General features: G+C 72.0%; 20 protein-coding genes. 11 read left to right on the top strand and 9 right to left on the bottom strand.

Annotated features, from left to right (window positions below):
* Window positions 1-89: 89 nt before the first annotated feature.
* Window positions 90-1457, bottom strand: a complete 1368-nt coding sequence (locus tag AB0K18_RS11460) for a HAMP domain-containing sensor histidine kinase (RefSeq protein ID WP_364913303.1) — start codon at window positions 1455-1457, stop codon at window positions 90-92.
* 91 nt (window positions 1458-1548) lie between these two features.
* Entirely contained in the window at window positions 1549-1959 is a 411-nt protein-coding gene (locus tag AB0K18_RS11455) for an organic hydroperoxide resistance protein (protein WP_364913300.1), read from the bottom strand.
* Between the two features lie 80 nt (window positions 1960-2039).
* Between AB0K18_RS11455 and AB0K18_RS11450 the strand changes: the two genes are divergently transcribed.
* Window positions 2040-2684 carry a TetR/AcrR family transcriptional regulator gene (locus AB0K18_RS11450; RefSeq protein WP_364913297.1) on the top strand — a complete coding sequence of 215 codons (645 nt, stop codon included), beginning with the start codon at window positions 2040-2042 and terminating at the stop codon, window positions 2682-2684.
* Here AB0K18_RS11450 and AB0K18_RS11445 read toward each other — a convergent pair.
* Entirely contained in the window at window positions 2629-3636 is a 1008-nt protein-coding gene (locus tag AB0K18_RS11445) for a LacI family DNA-binding transcriptional regulator (protein WP_364913296.1), read from the bottom strand. The genes AB0K18_RS11450 and AB0K18_RS11445 overlap by 56 nt on opposite strands.
* Window positions 3637-3935: 299 nt before the next feature.
* On the opposite strand from AB0K18_RS11445, the gene AB0K18_RS11440 reads away from it, so the two are divergent.
* The 6 genes from AB0K18_RS11440 to AB0K18_RS11415 are packed head-to-tail and all read left to right on the top strand — an operon-like array spanning window position 3936 to window position 9028.
* The gene (locus tag AB0K18_RS11440) at window positions 3936-5114 is read left to right on the top strand and encodes an extracellular solute-binding protein (RefSeq protein WP_364913293.1); all 1179 of its coding nucleotides are present in this window, start codon (window positions 3936-3938) and stop codon (window positions 5112-5114) included.
* Between the two features lie 14 nt (window positions 5115-5128).
* The gene (locus tag AB0K18_RS11435; protein WP_364913291.1) at window positions 5129-6070 is read left to right on the top strand and encodes a sugar ABC transporter permease; all 942 of its coding nucleotides are present in this window, start codon (window positions 5129-5131) and stop codon (window positions 6068-6070) included.
* 10 nt (window positions 6071-6080) lie between these two features.
* Window positions 6081-6899: a carbohydrate ABC transporter permease gene (locus AB0K18_RS11430; protein ID WP_364913288.1), complete on the top strand. Its 819-nt coding sequence runs from the start codon at window positions 6081-6083 to the stop codon at window positions 6897-6899.
* Between the two features lie 20 nt (window positions 6900-6919).
* Window positions 6920-7705, top strand: a complete 786-nt coding sequence (locus AB0K18_RS11425) for a ThuA domain-containing protein (protein ID WP_364913285.1) — start codon at window positions 6920-6922, stop codon at window positions 7703-7705.
* Window positions 7702-8790 (top strand): Gfo/Idh/MocA family oxidoreductase, encoded by a 1089-nt coding sequence (locus AB0K18_RS11420; RefSeq protein ID WP_364913282.1) that lies wholly within the window; start codon window positions 7702-7704, stop codon window positions 8788-8790. Before AB0K18_RS11425 ends, AB0K18_RS11420 begins: the two co-directional genes overlap by 4 nt.
* Window positions 8791-8830: 40 nt before the next feature.
* Window positions 8831-9028 (top strand): CsbD family protein, encoded by a 198-nt coding sequence (locus AB0K18_RS11415; protein WP_364913279.1) that lies wholly within the window; start codon window positions 8831-8833, stop codon window positions 9026-9028.
* A gap of 7 nt (window positions 9029-9035) precedes the next feature.
* Here AB0K18_RS11415 and AB0K18_RS11410 read toward each other — a convergent pair whose 3' ends face one another.
* Window positions 9036-10880 carry a DUF2264 domain-containing protein gene (locus AB0K18_RS11410; RefSeq protein ID WP_364913278.1) on the bottom strand — a complete coding sequence of 615 codons (1845 nt, stop codon included), beginning with the start codon at window positions 10878-10880 and terminating at the stop codon, window positions 9036-9038.
* 27 nt (window positions 10881-10907) lie between these two features.
* Window positions 10908-11525, bottom strand: a complete 618-nt coding sequence (locus AB0K18_RS11405) for a TetR/AcrR family transcriptional regulator C-terminal domain-containing protein (protein WP_364913275.1) — start codon at window positions 11523-11525, stop codon at window positions 10908-10910.
* Window positions 11526-11653: 128 nt separating this feature from the next.
* On the opposite strand from AB0K18_RS11405, the gene AB0K18_RS11400 reads away from it, so the two are divergent.
* Genes AB0K18_RS11400 through AB0K18_RS11390 form a run of 3 tightly spaced genes read left to right on the top strand, consistent with a single transcriptional unit; the run spans window position 11654 to window position 14285 of the window.
* Window positions 11654-12820 (top strand): FAD-dependent oxidoreductase, encoded by a 1167-nt coding sequence (locus tag AB0K18_RS11400; RefSeq protein WP_364913272.1) that lies wholly within the window; start codon window positions 11654-11656, stop codon window positions 12818-12820.
* A gap of 29 nt (window positions 12821-12849) precedes the next feature.
* Window positions 12850-14061, top strand: coding sequence for a cytochrome P450 (locus AB0K18_RS11395; protein WP_364913270.1), 1212 nt, complete (start codon window positions 12850-12852; stop codon window positions 14059-14061).
* Window positions 14062-14090: 29 nt separating this feature from the next.
* A complete protein-coding gene (locus AB0K18_RS11390; RefSeq protein ID WP_364913269.1) occupies window positions 14091-14285 on the top strand; it encodes a ferredoxin in 195 nt (64 codons plus the stop codon).
* Window positions 14286-14366: 81 nt separating this feature from the next.
* On the opposite strand, the gene AB0K18_RS11385 is transcribed toward AB0K18_RS11390, so the two are convergent.
* Window positions 14367-14852, bottom strand: coding sequence for an Rrf2 family transcriptional regulator (locus tag AB0K18_RS11385; RefSeq protein ID WP_364913267.1), 486 nt, complete (start codon window positions 14850-14852; stop codon window positions 14367-14369).
* A gap of 82 nt (window positions 14853-14934) precedes the next feature.
* Between AB0K18_RS11385 and AB0K18_RS11380 the strand changes: the two genes are divergently transcribed.
* Entirely contained in the window at window positions 14935-15687 is a 753-nt protein-coding gene (locus tag AB0K18_RS11380) for an NAD(P)H-binding protein (RefSeq protein ID WP_364913264.1), read from the top strand.
* Here AB0K18_RS11380 and AB0K18_RS11375 read toward each other — a convergent pair.
* The 3 genes from AB0K18_RS11375 to AB0K18_RS11365 form a co-directional block, all read right to left on the bottom strand.
* The gene (locus tag AB0K18_RS11375; protein WP_364913262.1) at window positions 15675-16136 is read right to left on the bottom strand and encodes a hypothetical protein; all 462 of its coding nucleotides are present in this window, start codon (window positions 16134-16136) and stop codon (window positions 15675-15677) included. The genes AB0K18_RS11380 and AB0K18_RS11375 overlap by 13 nt on opposite strands.
* Before the next feature lie 155 nt (window positions 16137-16291).
* On the bottom strand, window positions 16292-17491 hold the full coding sequence (locus AB0K18_RS11370; protein ID WP_364913259.1) for a cytochrome P450: 1200 nt from the start codon (window positions 17489-17491) through the stop codon (window positions 16292-16294).
* Window positions 17488-19083 (bottom strand): FAD-dependent oxidoreductase, encoded by a 1596-nt coding sequence (locus AB0K18_RS11365; RefSeq protein WP_364913257.1) that lies wholly within the window; start codon window positions 19081-19083, stop codon window positions 17488-17490. The genes AB0K18_RS11370 and AB0K18_RS11365 overlap by 4 nt, the downstream gene beginning before the upstream one ends.
* Window positions 19084-19313 lie beyond the last annotated feature (230 nt).

Genomic DNA, 19313 nt, shown 5'->3' with positions numbered 1-19313 from the left:
CCGGTGGCACAAACCTGGTCCGGAACTGCATGTGCCCCGATCCTCCTCATGTCAGTCATGTCGCTGGTTGCGCACCCGTCACGGCGGGCTCAGTCCTCCTCCAGGATCGGCAGGCGCAGCACGAAACGGGCGCCGGTGTCGGAGTCCTCGATGGAGAGCGTGCCGAGGTGCGCGGTCGCGATCTCCCTGGCGATGGGCAGCCCGAGTCCGGTGCCGCCGGCGTCGCGGTTGCGGGCGGCGTCGAGGCGGGCGAAGCGCTGGAAGACGAACTCGCGGTGCTCGGGAGGGATGCCGGCCCCGTCGTCCACGACCTCCGCCACCGCGTCGTCGCCCTGCCGCCGCACGGTGACGATGACCCGCCGCTCGGCGTGCCGCTCGGCGTTGTCGAGCAGGTTGGTCAGCAGGCGGGCCAGCTGCAGCCGGTCGCCCATGACGACGACGCCGGTCTCCAGGGTCGTGACGAACTCCTTGGAGCGCGGCCGCGCCGTCTCGGCGGCGACCAGCTCGGCGAGGTCGACCGGCTCGCGCTGGTCGGGCGCTCCGGCGTCGAGCTTGGTGAGCGTGAGCAGGTCGCCCACGATGGCCTGCAGCCGGTCGAGGCTGGCCAGCACCTTCTGGCCGGTCTCCGCCCAGTCGGCCTCCTCGGGATGGAGCATGGCGTCCTCCATCTGTGCCCGCATCGCCGTGATCGGGCTGCGCAGGTCGTGGGAGGCGTCGGTGGCGAACCTGCGCTGCCGCTCCATCGCGTCCTGGAGCCCGGCGAGCGCGGCTTCCAGGCGCTCCAGGGTCTGGTTGCTGGTCTCGGCCAGCGCCCTGATCTCGTCGTCGTTCACCGGAACGGGCACCCGCAGGCCGCCGCCGCCCGCGCTGATCTCGGCGAGCTTCCTGGTGATGCTGCCGACGGGCGCCAGGGTCCTCGCCACGATGCGGGACACGCCGAACCAGGTCAGCGTGACCAGCGCGGCCGACACGCCGATCTGGAAGATGAGCGTCGTCGGGCTGACGTACCAGGGCACGGCGGGGCCGAAGGCGTAGACCAGCCACTCCCCCTCCGGCTGGTATGCGATCACGGTCACCGTGATCTTGCACTCACCATCGAAGGCCGGGATGCCGCACACGATCCCGGCGTCGTTGGCCAGGGAGCGGTGCGGCACGACAGTGGTGAGGCGGGGTCGGCCGGCCAGGTTGGGTGTCCAGGCGACCGGCCGGCCGGTGTGGTCGAGGACCTGCATGCCGTCGGTGCCGTCCTGGTCGAGCACCTGGGGCAGGCGCCCCCGTTTGATCAGGATCAGCACGCGTACGGCCCTGGTGGACAGCTCGTGGGCGCGGATCTCGGCGACCTCGTTCCTGATTCCGAGCAGCACGAAAGCGTTCACGATGATGCTCAGCAGCAACATCGTGACACTGGCGAACAACGCCAGCCGCGTCCGCAACGACCGGCCCCACAGTCTGCCCACGCGTCTCCCCCGAAGGCCACACCATCACAGGGGGGACCTTGACCGCGATCTTCGGGAGATTCCCTGACAAAGGCGCTTAAGGTGCAACGCCCTACTCGATGACGAGCTCGACCGGGATGTTGCCCCGCGTGGCGTTGGAGTACGGGCACACCTGGTGGGTCGCCTCAAGGAGCGCCTGGCCCGCCTCGGGGCCGATGTGGTCGGGCAGCTCGGCGCGCAGGGTCACCGAGAGCTGGAAGCCGCCCTTGCCGTTGGGCGACAGGCGGACCTCGGCCGTGACCGCCGCGTCGGCGACGTCGAGTTTCTGCTGCCCGGCCACCAAGCGCATGGCGGAGGCGAAGCAGGCGGCGTAACCGGCGGCGAAGAGCTGCTCGGGGTTGGTGCCCTCGCCGTCGCCGCCTAGCTCCTTCTGCAGGGCCAGCTTGACGTCGAGCCGCCCGTCGGAGCTGACGGCGCGCCCGTCGCGGCCGGCGGCGGTGGCGATGGCGGTGTACATGCTCATGTCATGCCCCTTCAACTAGACAGACCTGTCTGTTCGGTCTTGCGCCGATAGTAGACAGACCTGTCTGGTATCGTCAATCTGTGAGCGCAGGAACGTTGCAGGGACGCCGGCCGAGCCCCGCCCGCGAGCGCGTGCTGGAGACGGCGACGCGGCTGTTCTACGCCGAGGGCATCCACACGGTCGGCATCGACCGGATCATCGCCGAGGCGGGCGTGGCCAAGGCGACCTTCTACCACCACTTCCCCAGCAAGGACGACCTGGTCAGGGCCTACATCACCGACCAGAGCGGGCTGCAGCGCACGGCGGCGGCCGAGCTGATCCGCGACCACGCCCCGTACGAGCGGCTGCGCACGTTCTTCGTCCACCTCTGCGAGTTCGGCAGCGGGCCCGGCTATCGCGGCTGCCCGTTCGTCAACACCGCGGCCGAATATCCCGACCCGGCCCACCCGGTGCGGCAGGCCATCGTCGAGCACCGCCGCTGGAACCGCGACCTCTACCGCGACCTGCTGGCCGAGGCCGGGCACCCCGACCCCGAGCGCACGGCCGACCTGCTGCTGATGCTCAGGGACGGGCTCGTCGTGGGCTTCGACCTCGACGACCCCGCCGCCGTACGCGCGACCGCCCAGGAGGCGCTGGCCAGGCTCGTCGGCCCGCAGGCGGGCCTCGACGTCAGCGGGCCGGCGGCGGCCCCACCGACTCCCCCGGCACCAGAGCACACGGGATGAGCACCTGCGGCGGCGCCTCCTCGGCCCCTTCGAGCCGGTCGATCAGCGCGTCGGCGGCCATCCGGCCGAGCTCGGCGGCCGGCGCCGCCATGACCGTCAGCGACGGCTCGATCATCTCGCCCAGCTCGCGCGTGGTCGCGGCCGAGATGATCGACAGGTCGCCCGGCACCTGACGGCCGAGCGCCCGCGTGCCCTTGGCGAGGCCCGCCGCGGCGCCCTCGTTGACCAGCACGACGGCGGTGACCTCGGGGAAGTCGTCGTGCAGCCGGCGCGCGGCGGCCCGGCCTCCGGCGGAGGTGCTCTCGACCCTGATGACGGCGGGCGGGTGGCCGAGCGGCGCGATCGCGTCGAGGTAGGCCGACTCGACCCGCATGATGCGGCCGGGCTCGGTGGTGGCGTCGGTCTGCTGGGCGACCAGCGCGACGCGCTCGTGGCCGTGCCCGCGCAGGTGCTCGACGGCCTGGTGGATGGTGGTGGCGAAGTCGATGTCGACGTACGGGAGGCCGTCGTCCTCGGTGCGGCCGATCAGCGCGAAGGGCACGCGTGAGGCCAGCAGCCGCGCCACCCGCGCGTCGCGGATCTGCACCTCCATGAGCAGCACGCCGTCCACGAGCCCCCCGGCCAGCAGGTGGGACATCTGCTCGTCGTCGTTGACCGGCCACAGCACGAGGTCGTAGCCGCGCTCGCGGGCGCCGTGGGCCGCGCCCATGACGAACTGGATCACCGTGGCGTTGGGCTTGGACTCGAGGTCGGGGTGGAGCAGCGCGAGTATGCGGGTGCGCGAGCTGGCCAGGGCGCGGGCGACGACGTTGCGCCGGTAGTTGAGCTCCTGGATGGCCGCCTCGATGCGGGCGCGGGTCTCGGGCGCGACCCGTTTGGTGCCGTTGATGACGAACGAGACCGTGGCGATGGAGACGTTCGCCCGCTCGGCGACGTCGCGCATCGTGACCATGGATGCCGCCTCCCGACTCGTCAGGGCCGCGCGAAGCATCTGCGACTATATCGCCCGCCCGCGTTTCGTAAAACGCTTAACTTGTTGTTGACATCGCCGTCGGACAGGCGCAACATATCGGTCAAGCCAGCGCGGTTAAGCGCTTTATTTCGATCACTGCCCTGGCCGCCCCGCGAGTGGCGGCATCACTTCCCGCAGCCCCTTTCCCCTTGTAAACGACCCTTCATCGACTCCGTGGCGACCCCCTAGGAGTAGCTCACATGGAGACAGCACAAAAGCGTCACGGGAAGGCGCCCAAAGTGACTGTCGCGGCGGTTCTCATCCCCCTCACCCTGTCGGCGTGCGGCGGGACCGCCGCCGACGCGCAAGCCACCGGCCCCCTCGTCATCCAGGACTACTACGACGAGCTGCACGACCCGCTCTACCGCTCGTGCGCGCGTCAGACCGGCCTCGACATCAGGATCGACCACGTCGCGGGCCCGGGACTGATCCCCAAGGTGCTCCAGCAGAGCTCCTCGCGCACCCTGCCCGACGTGCTCATGCTCGACAATCCCGACGTCCAGCAGATCGCCGAGTCGGGCGCGCTCACCCCGCTGTCCGACTACGGCCTGCACGGCGAGGGAATGACGCCGGCCGTGGTGAAGGCCGGCACGTACGCCGGGAAAGTGTACGGCCTGGCCCCCTCGGTCAACACGCTCAGCATCTTCTACAACAAAGCGCTGTTCCGGGCGGCCGGCATCACGAAAGTCCCCAGAACCTGGGACGAACTCCGCGCCACCGCGAAAAGGCTGACCGCCCCCGGCCGGTACGGCTTCGCGATGAGCAATGTCAACACCTACGAAGGCTCCTGGCAGTTCCTGCCGTTCATGTGGGGCAACGGCGGCACCGAGCAGGACATCACCACTCCCCCGACCGTGCAGGCGCTGCGGTTCCTCGTCGACCTGCAGAACGACGGCTCGATGTCGAAGAGCTCGATCATCTGGAGCCAGGACGACGTCATCGACCAGTTCATGGCCGGCAAGGCCGCGATGGTGGTCAACGGACCCTGGCAGATCCCCGCGCTCAGGAAGCAGCACGAGGTCGACTGGGGCACGTTCACCATCCCGACCCGGCTGGCCACGCAGCCCACGGTCGCCCCGCTCGGCGGCGAGCTGTTCACGGTGCCGCGCACCGGCGACAAGGCCAGGATGGCCGAGGCGGGGCGGTTCGTGAGATGTCTGGTCTCGCCGGAGCTGCAGCGCGAGACCGCGAAGGTCACGCAGACCGTCCCGACGAACCCCGGGGTCGCCGATCGCGCCGCGGCCGAGGACCCGGCGATCGCGACGTTCGTCACCACCGTGCGGACCGCGCGCTCGCGTACCGCGACCCTCGGACCCGACTGGCCGAAGGCGGCCACCAAGATCTACAACGCCGTGCAGATCGCGCTGACCGGCAAGGCCGCGCCCGCCGAGGCCCTGCGCCAGGCGCAGGGCGAGTGACAAGGAGCCGCGTGGTGACCTCAGCCGATCTCAGCCTTTCCGCGGCCGCCGCGCGCGGCCGGCGCGACCTGCTGTGGGCGCGCCTGCTCAAGCGGGCCACGCCGTGGTTGTTCACGCTGCCCGCGATGGCCTTCGTGGCGATGTTCTTCGGTTATCCGATCGTCCAGAACGTCGTCATGAGCTTCCAGGAGTACACGACCTCGACCTTCTACAGCGGGCACGCGCCCTGGGTCGGGCTCACCAACTACGTGACGATCCTGTCCAGCCACCTGTTCACGACCACGCTGGTGAACACCGCGTTGTTCACGGTCGGCTCGATCACCTTCCAGTTCGTGATCGGGCTGGCGCTGGCGCTGTTCTTCAAGCGCAACTTCCCGCTGAGCGGCTTCCTGCGCGCGTTGCTGCTGCTGCCGTGGCTGCTGCCGCTCATCGCCTCCAGCGCGGTCTGGAAGTGGCTGCTCGACCAGGAGAGCGGCGCGCTCAACCAGTTCCTCGGCCTGTTCGGTGTCCCTGCCGTGCCGTGGCTGGTCGATCCGACGCTCGCGCTGGCCGGCGTGATCGGGGTGAACATCTGGCTCGGCATCCCGTTCAACGTCGCCATCCTCTACAGCGGCCTGCAGGCGGTGCCGAAGGACCTGTACGAGGCGGGCGCGCTCGACGGCGCCACCGGCTGGACCGCGTTCCGCCACATCACCTGGCCCAGCATCCGGTCGGTGGTGAGCGTCGTCATCGTGCTCGGCGTGGTCTACACGCTCAAGGTCGTGGACATCATCCTCGGCCTGACCGGCGGCGGCCCCGCCAACTCCACCCAGACGCTGGCCACGAACGCCTACAACAAGTCGTTCGTCGAGTTCGACTTCGGCCAGGGCGCCGCCATCAGCAACGTCCTCATCGTGGTCTCGCTGGTCTTCGCCCTCATCTACCTGTTCATCTCGCGCCGCGAGCCGCACGAGTGAGGCGCCGCACGTGAACCACACCTCCACTGCTCGGAAACTGCCCATGACGGTGCTCGGCGTCGTCCTCCTGGCCGTGATGATCTTCCCTGTCTACTGGATGGTCAACACCAGCCTCCAGGCCGCTTCTGGCGCCGCCGCCGCTGACTTCTTCCCCGTCCACCCCGACCTGTCCGGTTACGCCACCGCCGTGACCGAGCAGGGCCGCAACTTCGTCACCAGCCTGGTCATCGCGCTCGGGACCGTGGTGCTGACGCTGGCGATCGCGACGCCCGCCGCGTACGGGCTGTACCGCTTCCGCACCAAGGCGGGCACGGTGTTCCTGCTCGTGCTGCTGATCACCCAGATGATCCCGGCGATGGTCATCGCCAACGCGCTCTATCCGCTGTTCAACTCGCTGTTCCTGATCAACAACGTGTTCGGCCTCATCCTGGCCAACTCGGCGGCGGGCATCCCCTTCGCGGTGCTGCTCATCAGGGCGTTCATGGGGTCGATCCCGCCGGCGCTCGTGGAGGCGGCGATGGTGGACGGGGCGGGCAACCTGCGGGCGTTCCTCGCGATCGTCGTACCGATCAGCAGGAACGCGATCGTCACGGCGGCCCTGTTCACCTTCCTGTCGGCGTGGAGCGACTTCCTGTTCGCCCTCACCCTGACCAGCACGCCCGAGGTCAGGCCCATCACGCTCGGCATCTACGACTACATCAGCGCGAACTCGCAGGACTGGGCCGCCGTCATGGCCACGGCCGTGCTGGCGTCCGTCCCGGCGGGGCTGCTGCTGATCTTCGCTCAGCGCTACATCGCGGCCGGCGCCGTCAGCGGCGCCGTCAAGTGACCTATGGAAAGGACGTCCCCTTGACCACTCGAACCCTCAACGTCCTGGTGTGGGGCGAGAACCGGCACGAGCAGACCGAGCCCCACGTGGCCGAGATCTACCCCGACGGCATGCACAACGCGATCAGGCGGGGCGTCGAGGCCCGGCTGGGCGAGCGGGCGAAGGTCGCCACCGCCACCCTCGACGACCCCGAGCACGGACTGACCGAGGAGGTGCTGGCCGGCACCGACGTACTCACCTGGTGGGGGCACGCGGCGCACGGCGAGGTGGCCGACGAGGTCGTCGAGCGCGTGCACCGGCACGTGCTGTCCGGCATGGGCCTGGTGGTGCTGCACTCCGGCCACTGGTCGAAGATCTTCACCAAGCTGATGGGCACCACCTGCACGCTGCGCTGGCGCAGCGACAACGACCGCGAGCTGGTCTGGACGGTGAACCCGGCGCACCCCATCGCGCGCGGCGTGCCGCATCCGATCGAGATCCCCGCCCAGGAGATGTACGGCGAGCAGTTCGACATCCCCACCCCGGACGAGCTCATCTTCATCAGCTCGTTCAGCGGCGGCGAGGTGTTCCGCAGCGGCTGCACCTTCCGGCGCGGCAACGGCAAGATCTTCTACTTCAGCCCCGGCGACCAGGACTACCCCGTCTACCACCATCCCGACGTGCTGCAGGTCATCGCGAACGGCGTGGAGTGGGCGGCCTGCGACCCCGACCGGCGGGCGCTGCCGACGCTGCTGCGCTACGACAGGGACGACTTCTTCAACGGCCACGGGTACCGGGGGGCCATGCACAACAAGGACGCGGAATGAGCCGGCCGCTGCGCGTCGTCCAGGTGGGCGCGGGGGCCATGGGGCTGGCCTGGCTGCGTACGCTGGCGGCCTCCGGCGACGTCGAGCTGGCCGGGGTGGCCGACCTCGACGTCGAGCGGGCGCGGGCGGCCCTGCGCGAGACGGGCTGCGCGGCCCCGGTCGCGGGCTCGCTCGGCGAGCTGCTCGCGGCGGTCGAGCCCGACGCGGTCGTCAACGTCACCGTCCCCGCCGCGCACACCGCGGTCAGCGTCGAGGCGCTGTTCGCCGGGGTGCCGGTGCTGTGCGAGAAACCGGCCGCGCCGACGCTGGCCGAGGCCCTGGTGCAGGCCGCCGCGTCCGAGGCGTCGGGGCGGCTGCTGATGATCAGCCAGTCGCGGCGCTACTACGCGGCCCTGGCCGAGTACCGGCGGCTGATCGGCCGGCTCGGCCCGCCAGGCCTGCTCACCACGTCGTTCTTCCGCGGGCCGCGCTTCGGCGGGTTCCGCGACGAGATGGACCAGCCGCTGCTGGTCGACATGGCCATCCACGCCTTCGACGCGGCCCGCTACCTGCTCGGCGCCGATCCCGTGTCGGTGACGTGCGAGAGCTGGAACCCGCCATGGAGCTGGTACCGCGGCGACGCCTCCGCCACCGCGACCTTCCGCTTCGAGGACGGCGTCCGCTACGTCTACAACGGAAGCTGGTGCGCCGACGGGCTGGAGACCTCGTGGAACGGCGAGTGGCGGGCCGTCGGTCCCGGCGGCAGCGCCACGTGGGACGGCGAGCAGCGGGTCGGCTCCAGCCTCGACGGGGCCGCCGCCGATCTGCTCGTGCCGCCCGGCGAGCACGAGCAGATCGCGGGGGCGCTGGTGGAGTTCGTCGCGGCGGTGCGCGGCGGCACGGTTCCCTCCGGGGCGATCGCCCGCAACATCGGCAGCCTGGCCATGGTGGAGGCGGCGGTGCGGGCGGCCGAGACGGGCGAGCGGGTCTCGATCGAGGGGTTGCTCGCCCGCGCCCACGCCGAGGCGCTCACCCTTCCGGTACGGGAGGAGATCCACGCCCGGCTCGCGTCATGGGACCACGTTTCCGCCCTTCCCGCTCGGTAAGGACAAGGGCCCGCGGCAAATCGAGCAGGAAGGCACGGACATGGGCACCGACGACAAGTTCCGCAACAAGGCTCAGGAGCTCAAGGGACGGGCGAAGGAGAACGTCGGCGACGTCACCGACGACGAGGAGCTGCGCGCCGAGGGGCGCGCCGACCAGACCGAGGGCGGCCTGAAGCAGGCCGGCGAGAAGATCAAGGACGCGGGCAAGAAGGTGAAGGACACCTTCAAGAAGAAGTGACCCGGCTCTACCGGGTGCGGGCGGGGACGGGGCCGAGGCGGACGGTGACCGTCTCGTTCTTCAGGCCCAGGACGACCGCGCCGTCCGTCACCTCGACCGACGGCGCGGGCGGCTCCTCGCCGGCGCCCGACAGGTGGACGAGGCTGACGTAGACGGCGGTGCCGCCGGGGTGGCCGGTCGCCACCGCGTACGGCGTGGCGGAGTGCCGGCCGAAGGCGTTGGCGTGCTCGGCCGTGGCCAGGCCCGTGCCGGTGAAGCCGTGCAGGGCGCGGACGGCGCTGGTCAGGCCGTCCGCGCGCCTGGCCGACGCCACGCTGTCGCCCTGCCGCAGCTCGGGCGGGGTCTCGGCGGCCAGTGCGTGGCCGCCGTCACGTACGTGGTGCCCGGCGGGCGCGGTGACCTGGTGGATCCTGATCTCGGATGCCCCCGCGACCACGACGGCCGTGACCACGCGGACGTCGCCGTCCTGGTGGGCCGAGGCGGCGAAGCCGTCGGAGACGGCGAGGGGCTCGATGGACCGCCGCAGGCAGGTGGCGCCGCCGGGTGCGATGACGGCCAGGTTGTTGTCCACGCCGCTCGCCTCGGGCCCGGTGTGGCTGGTGTAGGCGAGGCGGAGGTAGTGGGGATCGGGGACGCCGTCCCTGCTCTGCACGCGGTCGCGGTCGCTGCCGTGGTTGAGCAGGCGCACCACGCCGTCCTTGTGGGTGGCGCGCAGCAGCCAGCCGGGCCCCCGCATGGCCACGCTCTGGTCGGCCAGGTCGATAGGGGCCGGCTCCTCCGGGTCGGTCCACGCCGGGTGCTCGGGCGGCAGCAGCAGGCCGATGAACGCCTTGCTGGCCCAGTAGGGCGACGCGGGGCCCGAGTAGGGCTGCACGACCGGGCGGAAGGGGCCGTACCAGCCGAGGGTGAGCAGGCCGCGCTCGTCGGGCACGCCGCGCTCGGCGAAGTGCCGCAGCACGCCGCTCGCCACGCGGCGGGTGCGTCCCGGCGGCAGCGGCGTGGCGCCGGTCAGCGCGCCCAGCCACAGCGGCGCGACCGTCGCGAACCGGTACGTCAGCGACCGCCCCTGGTGCACGGGAGCGCCGTCGGCCGCGAAGAAGTGCTGGTACTGCTCGAGGAAAAGGCGCAGGCGGCCGGCGTAGCGCTCGGCTCGGGCGGTGTCCCCGGCCATCCGCGCCCACAGGGACGGGTAGAGGTGCAGCGCCCAGCCGCAGTAGTAGTCGAAGTTCTTGCCCTTGCCGTCGGTGTACCAGCCGTCGCCGGCGTACCACTCCTCGATGCGCTCCAGGCCGCCGGTGATCTCGTCCGACTCGTATGGGCCGCCCACCTCGGCCAGGAACTGCTCGACGATCACCCGGAACAGCACCCAGTTGTTGTCGGGCGTTCTCTTGCCGATGAACCCGGCGAGCCAGCCCACCACCCGCTCCCGCTGCTCCGGTGAGAGCCGGTCGAAGATCCACGGCCGGGCCTCGTGCAACGCCAGCGCGATCGACGCGGCCTCGACCAGCGGCTGCGCCATGTCGGTCAGCGCCGGCCAGGCGAAGGGGTGGCGGGGGTCGGTGCCGGCGATCAGGCCGCTCGCGTACCGCTCGATCAGCTCGGGCTCCACGTCGCCCTGAGCGCCGGCGATCCTGAAGGCGGCCAGCAGGAACGTGCGGGCGTAGCCCTCCAGCCCGTCGCTGACCGTGCCGGAGATGCTGGGCTCGCCGGGCAGGCGGTACTGGGCGAAGCCCTCGGTGGCGTACGGCGCCACCGACGCCAGCAGGTGGTCGGCCATCGCCTCCCAGTGGGCCCGGGTGTAGCCGGTGTGTCCGGACAGTCGGTCGTCGGGCGGAGGGAGGTGCAGCGGCATGAACCGCATCCTAAGTGGATCAACCACTCAGCTTCGAGGGCGGGGCCGGAGCGGGAGGGGGTGGACGGCGGTGATCAGCGGCCAGGTCAGCGCGGCCATCTCGGCCGGGGTGCGGGGGCAGCCGCGGTGCAGCCAGTCGGAGGCGACCCCGATGAGGGCGCCCGCGGTGAACGCGGCGCTCACGTCGTGCGGGTCGTCGTCCTGCGCGGACGGCTCCTCGCTGAGGCGGGCGTGGATGGCGGCGGCGGTGCGGCGGCGGATGTGGTCGGCGACGCGGGCGCTGCCCTGGGGCCCGAGCAGCGCACGGTAGAGCCCCGCGTGCTCGGCGAGGCTGGCGAAGAACGCCTCCAGGGACGCGGCGGCCTCGGCCAGCGGGTCTTCCGCGTCGACGGCCGGCATGGGCAGGGATTCGACGAGCCGGTCGATCATCGCGGTGCAGGCGGCCTCGGCCAGCTCGTGCACGTCGCGGTAGTGGTCGTAGAAGGTCGAGCGGCTGACTCCGGCGAGCTCGGCGACGTCGGCGACGGCGATGCGGGACAGGTCGCGTTCTTCGACGAGCCGCAGCAGCGCGCGGGCCAGGGCGGTCTGGGTGCGGCGGACGCGCCGGTCACCCGACGGCGTGTTGCTTGCTCTTGTGGTCGCCACGCGCTTCACCCTACCTTCTGACTACAGGTGAAGGTTTTCCTACATGTGTAGGGTAATGTTCAGGGCGGAATGCCGGAAAGGACCAGACATATGCGCATACATGCAGCCGGGCACGGGAGGAAGGCGGAGTGACACCGCCAGAGAGCATCCTGATCGTCGGCGCCTCCGCCGCGGGCCTGGGCACCGCCGAGGCGCTGCGCCGCCAGGGCTACACCGGCCGCCTGACGCTGCTCGACGCCGAGCCGCACCTGCCCTACGACCGGCCGCCGCTGTCGAAGCAGGTGCTGGCCGGGGCATGGGAGCCGGCCCGCGCGCAACTGCGTACGCAGGAGCAGCTCGACGCGCTGGGCGCCGCCTTCGTCCGCGGCGAGGCCGCCACGGCGCTGGACGCGCGGGAGCGGGCGGTCACCACGGCGTCGGGCCGCGTGGTGCGCGCCGACGCCGTCGTCATCGCGACGGGCCTGGTCCCGTGCCGGCTGCCGGGCCAGGACGGGCTGGCGGGCGTCCACGTGCTGCGCGGCCTGGACGACTCGCTCGCCCTGCGTCTCGGCCTGACCGCGGCCAGGCGGCTGGTGGTCGTCGGCGAGGGCGTGCTGGGCGCGGAGATCGCGGCGACGGCCAGGGGCATGGGCCTCGACGTGACGCTCGTCGGCATGGGCCGGGCGATCCTGGCCGACCAGCTCGGCGACGTCATCGCCGGGCACCTCACCCGTACGCACGAGGAACGCGGCGTCCGGCTGCGGCTCGGCGTCACCGTCGAGGCGCTGACCGGCGCGGCGGGCAGGGTCAGGGGCGTGCGCCTGGCCACCGGCGAGACGCTGGACGCCGACGCCGTCGTGGTGGCCATCGGCTCCCGCCCGGCGACCGGCTGGCTGGCGGGCAGCGGGCTGCGGCTGGGCGACGGGGTGGAGTGCGACGCGCGCTGCCGGGCGGCCGACGGCGTCTACGCGGTCGGCGACGTGGCGTCCTTCCACCACGAGGTCCTGGGCCGCAGGCTGCGCCTGGAGAACCGGACGAACGCCACCGAGCAGGCCCAGGTCGTGGCGGCGAACCTGCTGGGCGCGGACCGGCCGTACACGCCCATCCCCTACTTCTGGACCGACCAGTACGACGTCAAGATCCAGGCGCACGGCCTGCCGTCGCAGGAGGCCGTGGCGAGCGTCACCGACGGCGACCCGGAGCAGCACCGCTTCGCCGCCGTCTACCGCGAGGAGGGCCGGGTCACCGGCGTGCTCGGCTGGAACATGGCCAAGCAGGCCCGCGTGCTCCGCCAGCAGCACCTCACCCCGGCATAGAAGCCGATCCGTTCACGAGAAGAGGCCGCATGAGTGTCAATGAGCAGGTCCTGAACTACCCGATCCCCAACGACGCGGCGCTGGACCCGCCCGCGGAGTGGGCGCGGCTGCGCGGCGAGTGCCCGGTGGCGCACGTGAAGCTGCCGAGCGGCGACGGCGCGCGGCTCATCACCCGGTACGAGGACGTCAAGGCGGTGCTCGCCGACCCCCGCTTCACCCGCCGGCTCACCGCCCCCGACGCGGCGCGGCTGTCGGCGGACGGCGGCGGGGTGTTCAACAGCGACGTCGCCCAGATCATCCCTGACGGCGGCGAGGGCCACCAGCACTGGCGGCGGCTGGTCGGCCGGTGGTTCACCGCCAAGCGGATGGCGGCGCTGCGGCCCGCGATGGCGCAGATCGCCGACGACCTCATCGACGACATGGTCAAGCGCGGTGCGCCCGCCGACCTCAAGGCGTCGCTCGGCTTCCCGCTGCCGGTGTACGTGATCTGCGACATGCTCGGGGTGCCCGCCGAGGACCGCGACCGGTTCTCGTACTGGTCGGACACGTTCCTCAACCTCACCCGCTACGCCAAGGAGGAGATCGACGCCGCGCAGGCGGAGTTCTTCCAGTACATGTCCGACCACGTCGAGGCCAGGCGCGCGCAGCCGGGCGACGACCTGCTCAGCGAGCTGCTGGCGGCCGGCGGCCCCGAGCAGGGCGGGCTGTCGGACCTGCAGATCCTGGTGACCGGCATGGGGCTGCTGGTGGCCGGGCACGAGACCACCGCCAACATGATCGGCAAGATGGTCGCGATGCTGCTGGCCGACCGGAGCCGGTGGGAGCGGCTGCTGGACGAGCCGGCGCTGATCCGTACGACGGTCGAGGAGTCGCTGCGCATGGACGCGAACTCCGGCTTCGGCCTGCCCCGCTACCTGCCCGTCGAGAGCGAGGTCGGCGGGGAGGTGCTGCCCAAGGGCACCACGGTGATCTGCAGCATGGCCGCGGCCAACCGGGACGAGAGCGCGTTCGAGCACGCCGGCGAGATGGACCTGACCCGCAGCCCAAACCCGCACCTCGCCTTCGGCTCCGGCGCGCACTCGTGCCTGGGGCAGTCGCTGGCGCGCACCGAGCTGCAGGTCGTGCTGGAGGTGCTGCTGCGCAGGCTGCCCTCGCTCGAGCTGGCGGTGCCGGTGGCGGAGCTGGAGCGGGTGGAGGGGCTGGCGGTCGGCGGCCTTCGTACGCTGCCCGTCCGCTGGTGACCTCCCTGATCCGAGAAGGAGACGACATCGTGAAAGTCATCATCGACGAGGACAAGTGCTGCGGCGCGGGGCAGTGCGTGCTGCTCGCGCCCGAGGTGTTCGACCAGCGTGAGGACGACGGCATCGTGATCCTGCTGGACGACTCGCCCGGCCCCGACCAGCACGCCGTGGTGCGCGAGGCGGCCGCGGTGTGCCCGGGGGCCGCCATCGAGCTCGCGGACTGACGCGGGCCGATACCGGGCCCGCCCGGCGGTCGTGGCGACCGGGCGGGCTCCCGCACGCCGTGGGCGCCCCGCTGACCGACGTCAGCGGGGCGCCCTCGGCGTTCCCGCGATGATCGACCGGGTGCGCGCCGGGATGGCGTCGGGGAGGCCGGCCAGGATGTCGGCCAGCGTGACCCCCGCCAGGCTGCGCCGCCACGCCTCGTGGGCCTCGTACATCTTGGCCGCGAGCACGCACGTCTCCTGACAGTCCTCCTCCGGCAGCGCGCCGCGCCCCCGCATGCGGATCTCGCGGCACTCGTACGGCGACGCCGCCCCGTCGACCGCCTCCACGATCTGCAGCAGCGTGATCTCCCCCGGCGGCCGCCCGAGCCTGAACCCTCCCCTCGGCCCCGTCGTGGCGGCCAGCACCCCGGCCCTGACCAGCGCCTGAAGCTGCTTGGCCAGGTAAGGAGCGGGAAGGTCGTAGTAGTCGGCGAGCTGTGCGGCCGACGCGGTCGCTCCGAGGTCGAGTTGCGCCAGCGTCGACGCGCAGTGCAACAACCATTCGGTGCTCACAGGCAGCTTCACGCCGACCATCATATCGAGGAGATTGAGGATCTGTTAAGTCCGAGATATGGTGACGCCGTAGCGCGAGGAGAGGAACGTCATCATGCGCATCGCAGTCGCCGGGGCCACCGGCAACATCGGCTCCCGTACGGTCGCCTTCCTGGAGGGCGACGGGCACGAGGTCGTCCGCGTCAGCCGGTCGCTGGGCGTGGACCTGGTGACGGGCGAGGGCCTCGACCAGGCGCTGACCGGCGTGGACGCGGTCGTCGACGCCATCAGCGCCCCGCCGGTCGGCAGGGAGGAGACCGTCGAGCTCTTCGGCACCACCACCGCCAACCTGCTCGCCGCCGAGCAGCGCGCCGGCGTGCGGCACCACGTGCTGCTGTCGATCGTGGGCGTGCACCGCGTGCCGGGCAACGCGCACTACGCGGGCAAGCGCGAGCAGGAGCGGCTGGTGGAGGCCGGTCCCGTGCCGTGGACGATCGTGCCGGCCACGCAGTTCCACGACTTCGCCGAGATGGTCGCGAGCTGGACCGAGCAGGACGGCGTCGCCACCCTCGCGCCGCTGCTCGTCCAGCCGATCGCGCCGTCCGACATCGCGGCCGTGCTGGCCGAGGTCGCGGCCGGCGAGCCGCAGGGCCGCTACGCCGACGTCGCGGGCCCCGACCCGCAGGACCTCGTGGACATGGCCAGGCGCACGCACCAGGCGCGGGGGCGCGAGGTGAAGCTGGTGCCGACGTGGCACGGGATCTTCGACGCGTCGATGGCGGGCGACGTGATGCTGCCCGGGGAGCGCGTGCGCATCGCGCCGACCACGTTCGAGCAGTGGCTGGCCGAGCAGGCTCAGAAATACTGACGGATGCGGAAGGGACGGACGAACAGCGACGCGGACGCGCGGCTGATCACCTTGACCTTCCTGATCTTCGTCTTCTTGTCGATGCGCACCTTGATGCACTTCATCGACACGTCGTGGTGGCCGGGCGGCGCGTAGCGGGAGATGATGACGCCCCGCCGGCCGAAGTTCCGCCCGGTCAGGCCCACGCCCACCTCGCGGAAGGTGCGCCACGAGCCCTTCAGGGGGAAGGCGGTGGAGCCGACGATCGCGTGGTCGGCGGCGTCCGGGCAGTGCAGGAGGACGCGGATGACGTCGTTCTGGTGGGGTGACTCGGGCGAGACGAAGAAGGACGTGAGCTTACGCCACTTGGGCGTCTTGTCGTCGTTGTCGTCGGTGCCGTCGTCCTCGCCTGCCTGCGCAGGGGTGGCGGTGAGCGCGACCGTCACCACCATCGCCGCGATCGCCCGCACCCGTCCCCCTCGCCTTCCTGTGACTCCCCCATGCTGGCGCACGCCTCCGTCGCACCGGCAACGCCACGCCGCACCGGCGGTGCACGTGCCGCATGGCGGTGGTGGGCGGCCGACCTGGGGACCTGGCTGCGCGGCCTGCCCGAGGTGGTGCCCGATCAGCTGCTCACGGGCTCGACCCCGTCGTAGTCGACGAGCAGGTGGCGCGGGCCGCGCAGGATCGGGCTCGGCCGGTACGGCGGCGGGTCGGCGGCCGGCCGGGGCGCGCGCAGCCTGCGGATCAGCTCGGTCAGCACGATCTGCGCCTCCAGCCTGGCCAGCGGCGCGCCGAAGCAGTAGTGCACGCCGCCGCCGAAGCCCAGGTGCTCGTTGCCCGGCCGGCAGGGGTCGAAGGTCCCTGGATCGGGCACGTGGGCGGGGTCGCGGCTGCCCGCCGCCAGCGCGAGCACGATCGGTGACCCGGCCGGGACGGTGACGCCGGCCACCTCGATGTCCTCCAGCGCCACCCGCGACGAGATGAGCTGCACCGGCGGCTCGTACCGCAGCAGTTCCTCCACCGCGGGCACGATCAGCCCCGGGTCGGCGCGCAGGCGGTCGAGCAGGGCCGGGTCGCGCAGGAACGTCAGCATGCCGTTGGCGATGAGGTTGATCGTCGTCTCGTGCCCGGCGATCAGCAGCAGCACCGCGGTGGCGACCACCTGGCGCGGCTCCATGCCGTCCCGATCGGTGATCAGCCCGGACAGCAGGTCGTCGCCCGGCTGCGCGCGCCGCCGCTCGACCAGCTCCCCGAGGTAGCCCCGCAGCTGGTCCGCGACCGCCTGCCGCGCGCGCTCCCGCTCGGCCCTGTCGTGCTCGCCAGGGCCCAGCGTGTCGATGATCTGGTCGGCCCAGGCGTGGAAGCGCGGCTCGTCCGCCTCCGGCACGCCCAGGATCCGGCAGATCATCGCGACCGGCAGCGGGTAGGCCACCTCGTCCACGAGGTCCGCCTGCCGCCGGTCCGCCAGGCCGTCGATCAGCCGGGTCGTCACCTCCAGCATGGCGGGCCGCAGCCCGTCGATGAGCCGCGGCGCATGCGGCGGCCCGAAGTGGCGCATGGTCAGGGCCCGCAGCCGGTCGTGCTCGGGCGGGTCCAGCCCGATGAACGACGGCGCCGGGTCCGGCGACTCGTCGGGCACGCGCAGGTTGCGGCGGTCGGAGCTGACCCGCGGGTCGTGCAGCAGCTCGACGATCTCCCGGTACGTGCTCACCACGTACGTGCCGTCCTCCTGCCGCGCCACCGGTGTCCTGCGCAGCTCGTCGAAGAGCGGGTAGGGGTCGGCCCTGTTCGCCGGGTCGAGGATGCGGTCGAAGACGCTCATGACGCTCCCTGGGGTGGATGCAGCAGCGTGGCGCGGCGTTCCGCCGGGTCGTGACCGGTCACCACGACGGTCGCGCCCGCCGTGGCCACCACCCGGTCGGGCACCCCCGCCGGCACGGGCCCCGCCTCCTCACGCCGGTCCACGTGCCGGAAGTCCGGCGGGAACGGCGCGGCCCGCTCGATCAGCCGCTCGTAGAACTCCAGCCAGATCCCCTGGTCGAAGGTGACGGCGGCGGTGACGCGGCCCTGGTAGCCGTACACGGCGGCGAAGCGCCGCTCGGCCGTCGAGCCCTGCGTGACGACGAGCTGGTCGGCGAACGTGGGCACGCCGACGGACTTGATGTTGACGCCGAACTGGCTCGACCAGAACACCGGCACCGCCAGGTGCGGCCAGCGGTGCGCCTGGTCGCTGACCATGTTGTGGGCGGCGATCTCGGCCTGGGCGACCGCGTTGCCCCAGTGCTCCAGCGTCATGAACTGGTACTGGTAGAGCGGGTGCGGGAAGCGCGCGATGTCGCCGGCCACGAAGACGTCGTCCATGACCAGGCCGTTGGTGTCCACGGCGCGGCAGCCCGCGTCGCAGGTCACGCCCCACACTCCGGCGGCCAGGCCGGAGTCGCGCAGCCATTCGACGTTGCGGATCGAGCCGAGCGCGACGACCGCCACCTCGGCCTCCACGGTGCTGCCGTCCGAGAGCCGGGCGCCGCGCAACCGGCCGTTCCCGTCGTCCTCCAGGGCCGTGACGGTCGTGTCGCAGCGCAGGTCCACGCCGTGGTCGCGGTGCAGCCGCGCCGCCACGTCGCCGATCACCCGGCCCAGCGCGTTGACCAGCGGGGCGGGGCCGCGTTCGACGACCGTCACCGGCAGGTCCAGCTCGCGGCAGACCGAGGCGATCTCGCTGCCGGTGAACCCGGCGCCGAGGATCAGCACCCGGTTCGGGCGGGCGGCCAGCGCCTCGCGCAGGCGGGCGGCGTCCTGCTGGGTGCGCAGGGTGTGTACGCCCCGCAGCGCCGACTCGGTCTCATTCGGCCAGGGGCGGGCGCGGGTGCCGGTGGCCAGCAGGACCCGGTCGAACGGCAGCTCGCGGCCGTCGGCCAGGCGTACCCGCTTGGCGGCGATGTCGAGGCCGGTCGCCTCCGTGCCCCACAGCCACTCGGCCTCCACCTCGCGCACGCTCGGCAGCAAAGTGTGGTCGGGCGGGATCTGGCCGGTCAAAACCTGCTTCGACAGCGGCGGCCGGTCGTAGGGGGCGTCGCGTTCCGCGCCGATCACGGTCAGCTCGCCCGCGAAGCCCTCGCGCCGCAGCACGCCCGCCGCCCGCGCCCCGGCCAGCGAGGCGCCCACGATGACGATGCGCCTGCCGTGGCCCTTCTGCGGGGCGCTCTGGCGAGGGACGTACGGGCTCTCGGCCGCGTCGAGGTGGATGGCCTGCACCGGGCAGGCCGCCGCGGCCCGCAGCACCTGCTCGCGCCGTTCGTCGGCCGGGTCGAGGTCGTACAGGAGCGCCTCGTCGCGGATGGTGAAGACGTCGGGCGCGAGGAACGCGCACTGCCCGTATCCCTGGCAGCGCGTCAGGTCGACGACGACTTTCACCGCAGGTCACTCCCCCGTCGCGCGAACACGCGCTGGGCTCGCTCGGCGGTGGCGGGCCCGGCCCGCGGTGACCTACCCGGGGCGGGCCGCGCCGTAGCCTGCCTGAGCTGATCCTGCCCCGGTTTTTGCCCAGGTCGAAGGGCTTTCTTGCGGAAGGCGGCGAAGCGGACGCCTCCGGCACGAGGGATCAGCCCACCTGCGCTGCCGGACCGGCCGGAAACCCGCTCCCC

Origin of the sequence: Nonomuraea sp. NPDC049421 (assembly GCF_040677005.1) — a bacterium.
Taxonomy (GTDB): domain Bacteria; phylum Actinomycetota; class Actinomycetes; order Streptosporangiales; family Streptosporangiaceae; genus Nonomuraea; species Nonomuraea salmonea.
Note: the sequence above shows the minus strand (reverse complement) of the source record. Positions and strands in the feature narration are given on the sequence as shown.

Coding starts and splice junctions, on each gene's coding strand:
- AB0K18_RS11455 (WP_364913300.1), bottom strand. CDS start 1,959: ATGAGCATGTACACCGCCATCGCCACCGCCGCCGGCCGCGACGGGCGC.
- AB0K18_RS11445 (WP_364913296.1), bottom strand. CDS start 3,636: ATGGTCACGATGCGCGACGTCGCCGAGCGGGCGAACGTCTCCATCGCC.
- AB0K18_RS11420 (WP_364913282.1), top strand. CDS start 7,702: ATGAGCCGGCCGCTGCGCGTCGTCCAGGTGGGCGCGGGGGCCATGGGG.
- AB0K18_RS11415 (WP_364913279.1), top strand. CDS start 8,831: ATGGGCACCGACGACAAGTTCCGCAACAAGGCTCAGGAGCTCAAGGGA.
- AB0K18_RS11410 (WP_364913278.1), bottom strand. CDS start 10,880: ATGCCGCTGCACCTCCCTCCGCCCGACGACCGACTGTCCGGACACACC.
- AB0K18_RS11395 (WP_364913270.1), top strand. CDS start 12,850: ATGAGTGTCAATGAGCAGGTCCTGAACTACCCGATCCCCAACGACGCG.
- AB0K18_RS11380 (WP_364913264.1), top strand. CDS start 14,935: ATGCGCATCGCAGTCGCCGGGGCCACCGGCAACATCGGCTCCCGTACG.
- AB0K18_RS11370 (WP_364913259.1), bottom strand. CDS start 17,491: ATGAGCGTCTTCGACCGCATCCTCGACCCGGCGAACAGGGCCGACCCC.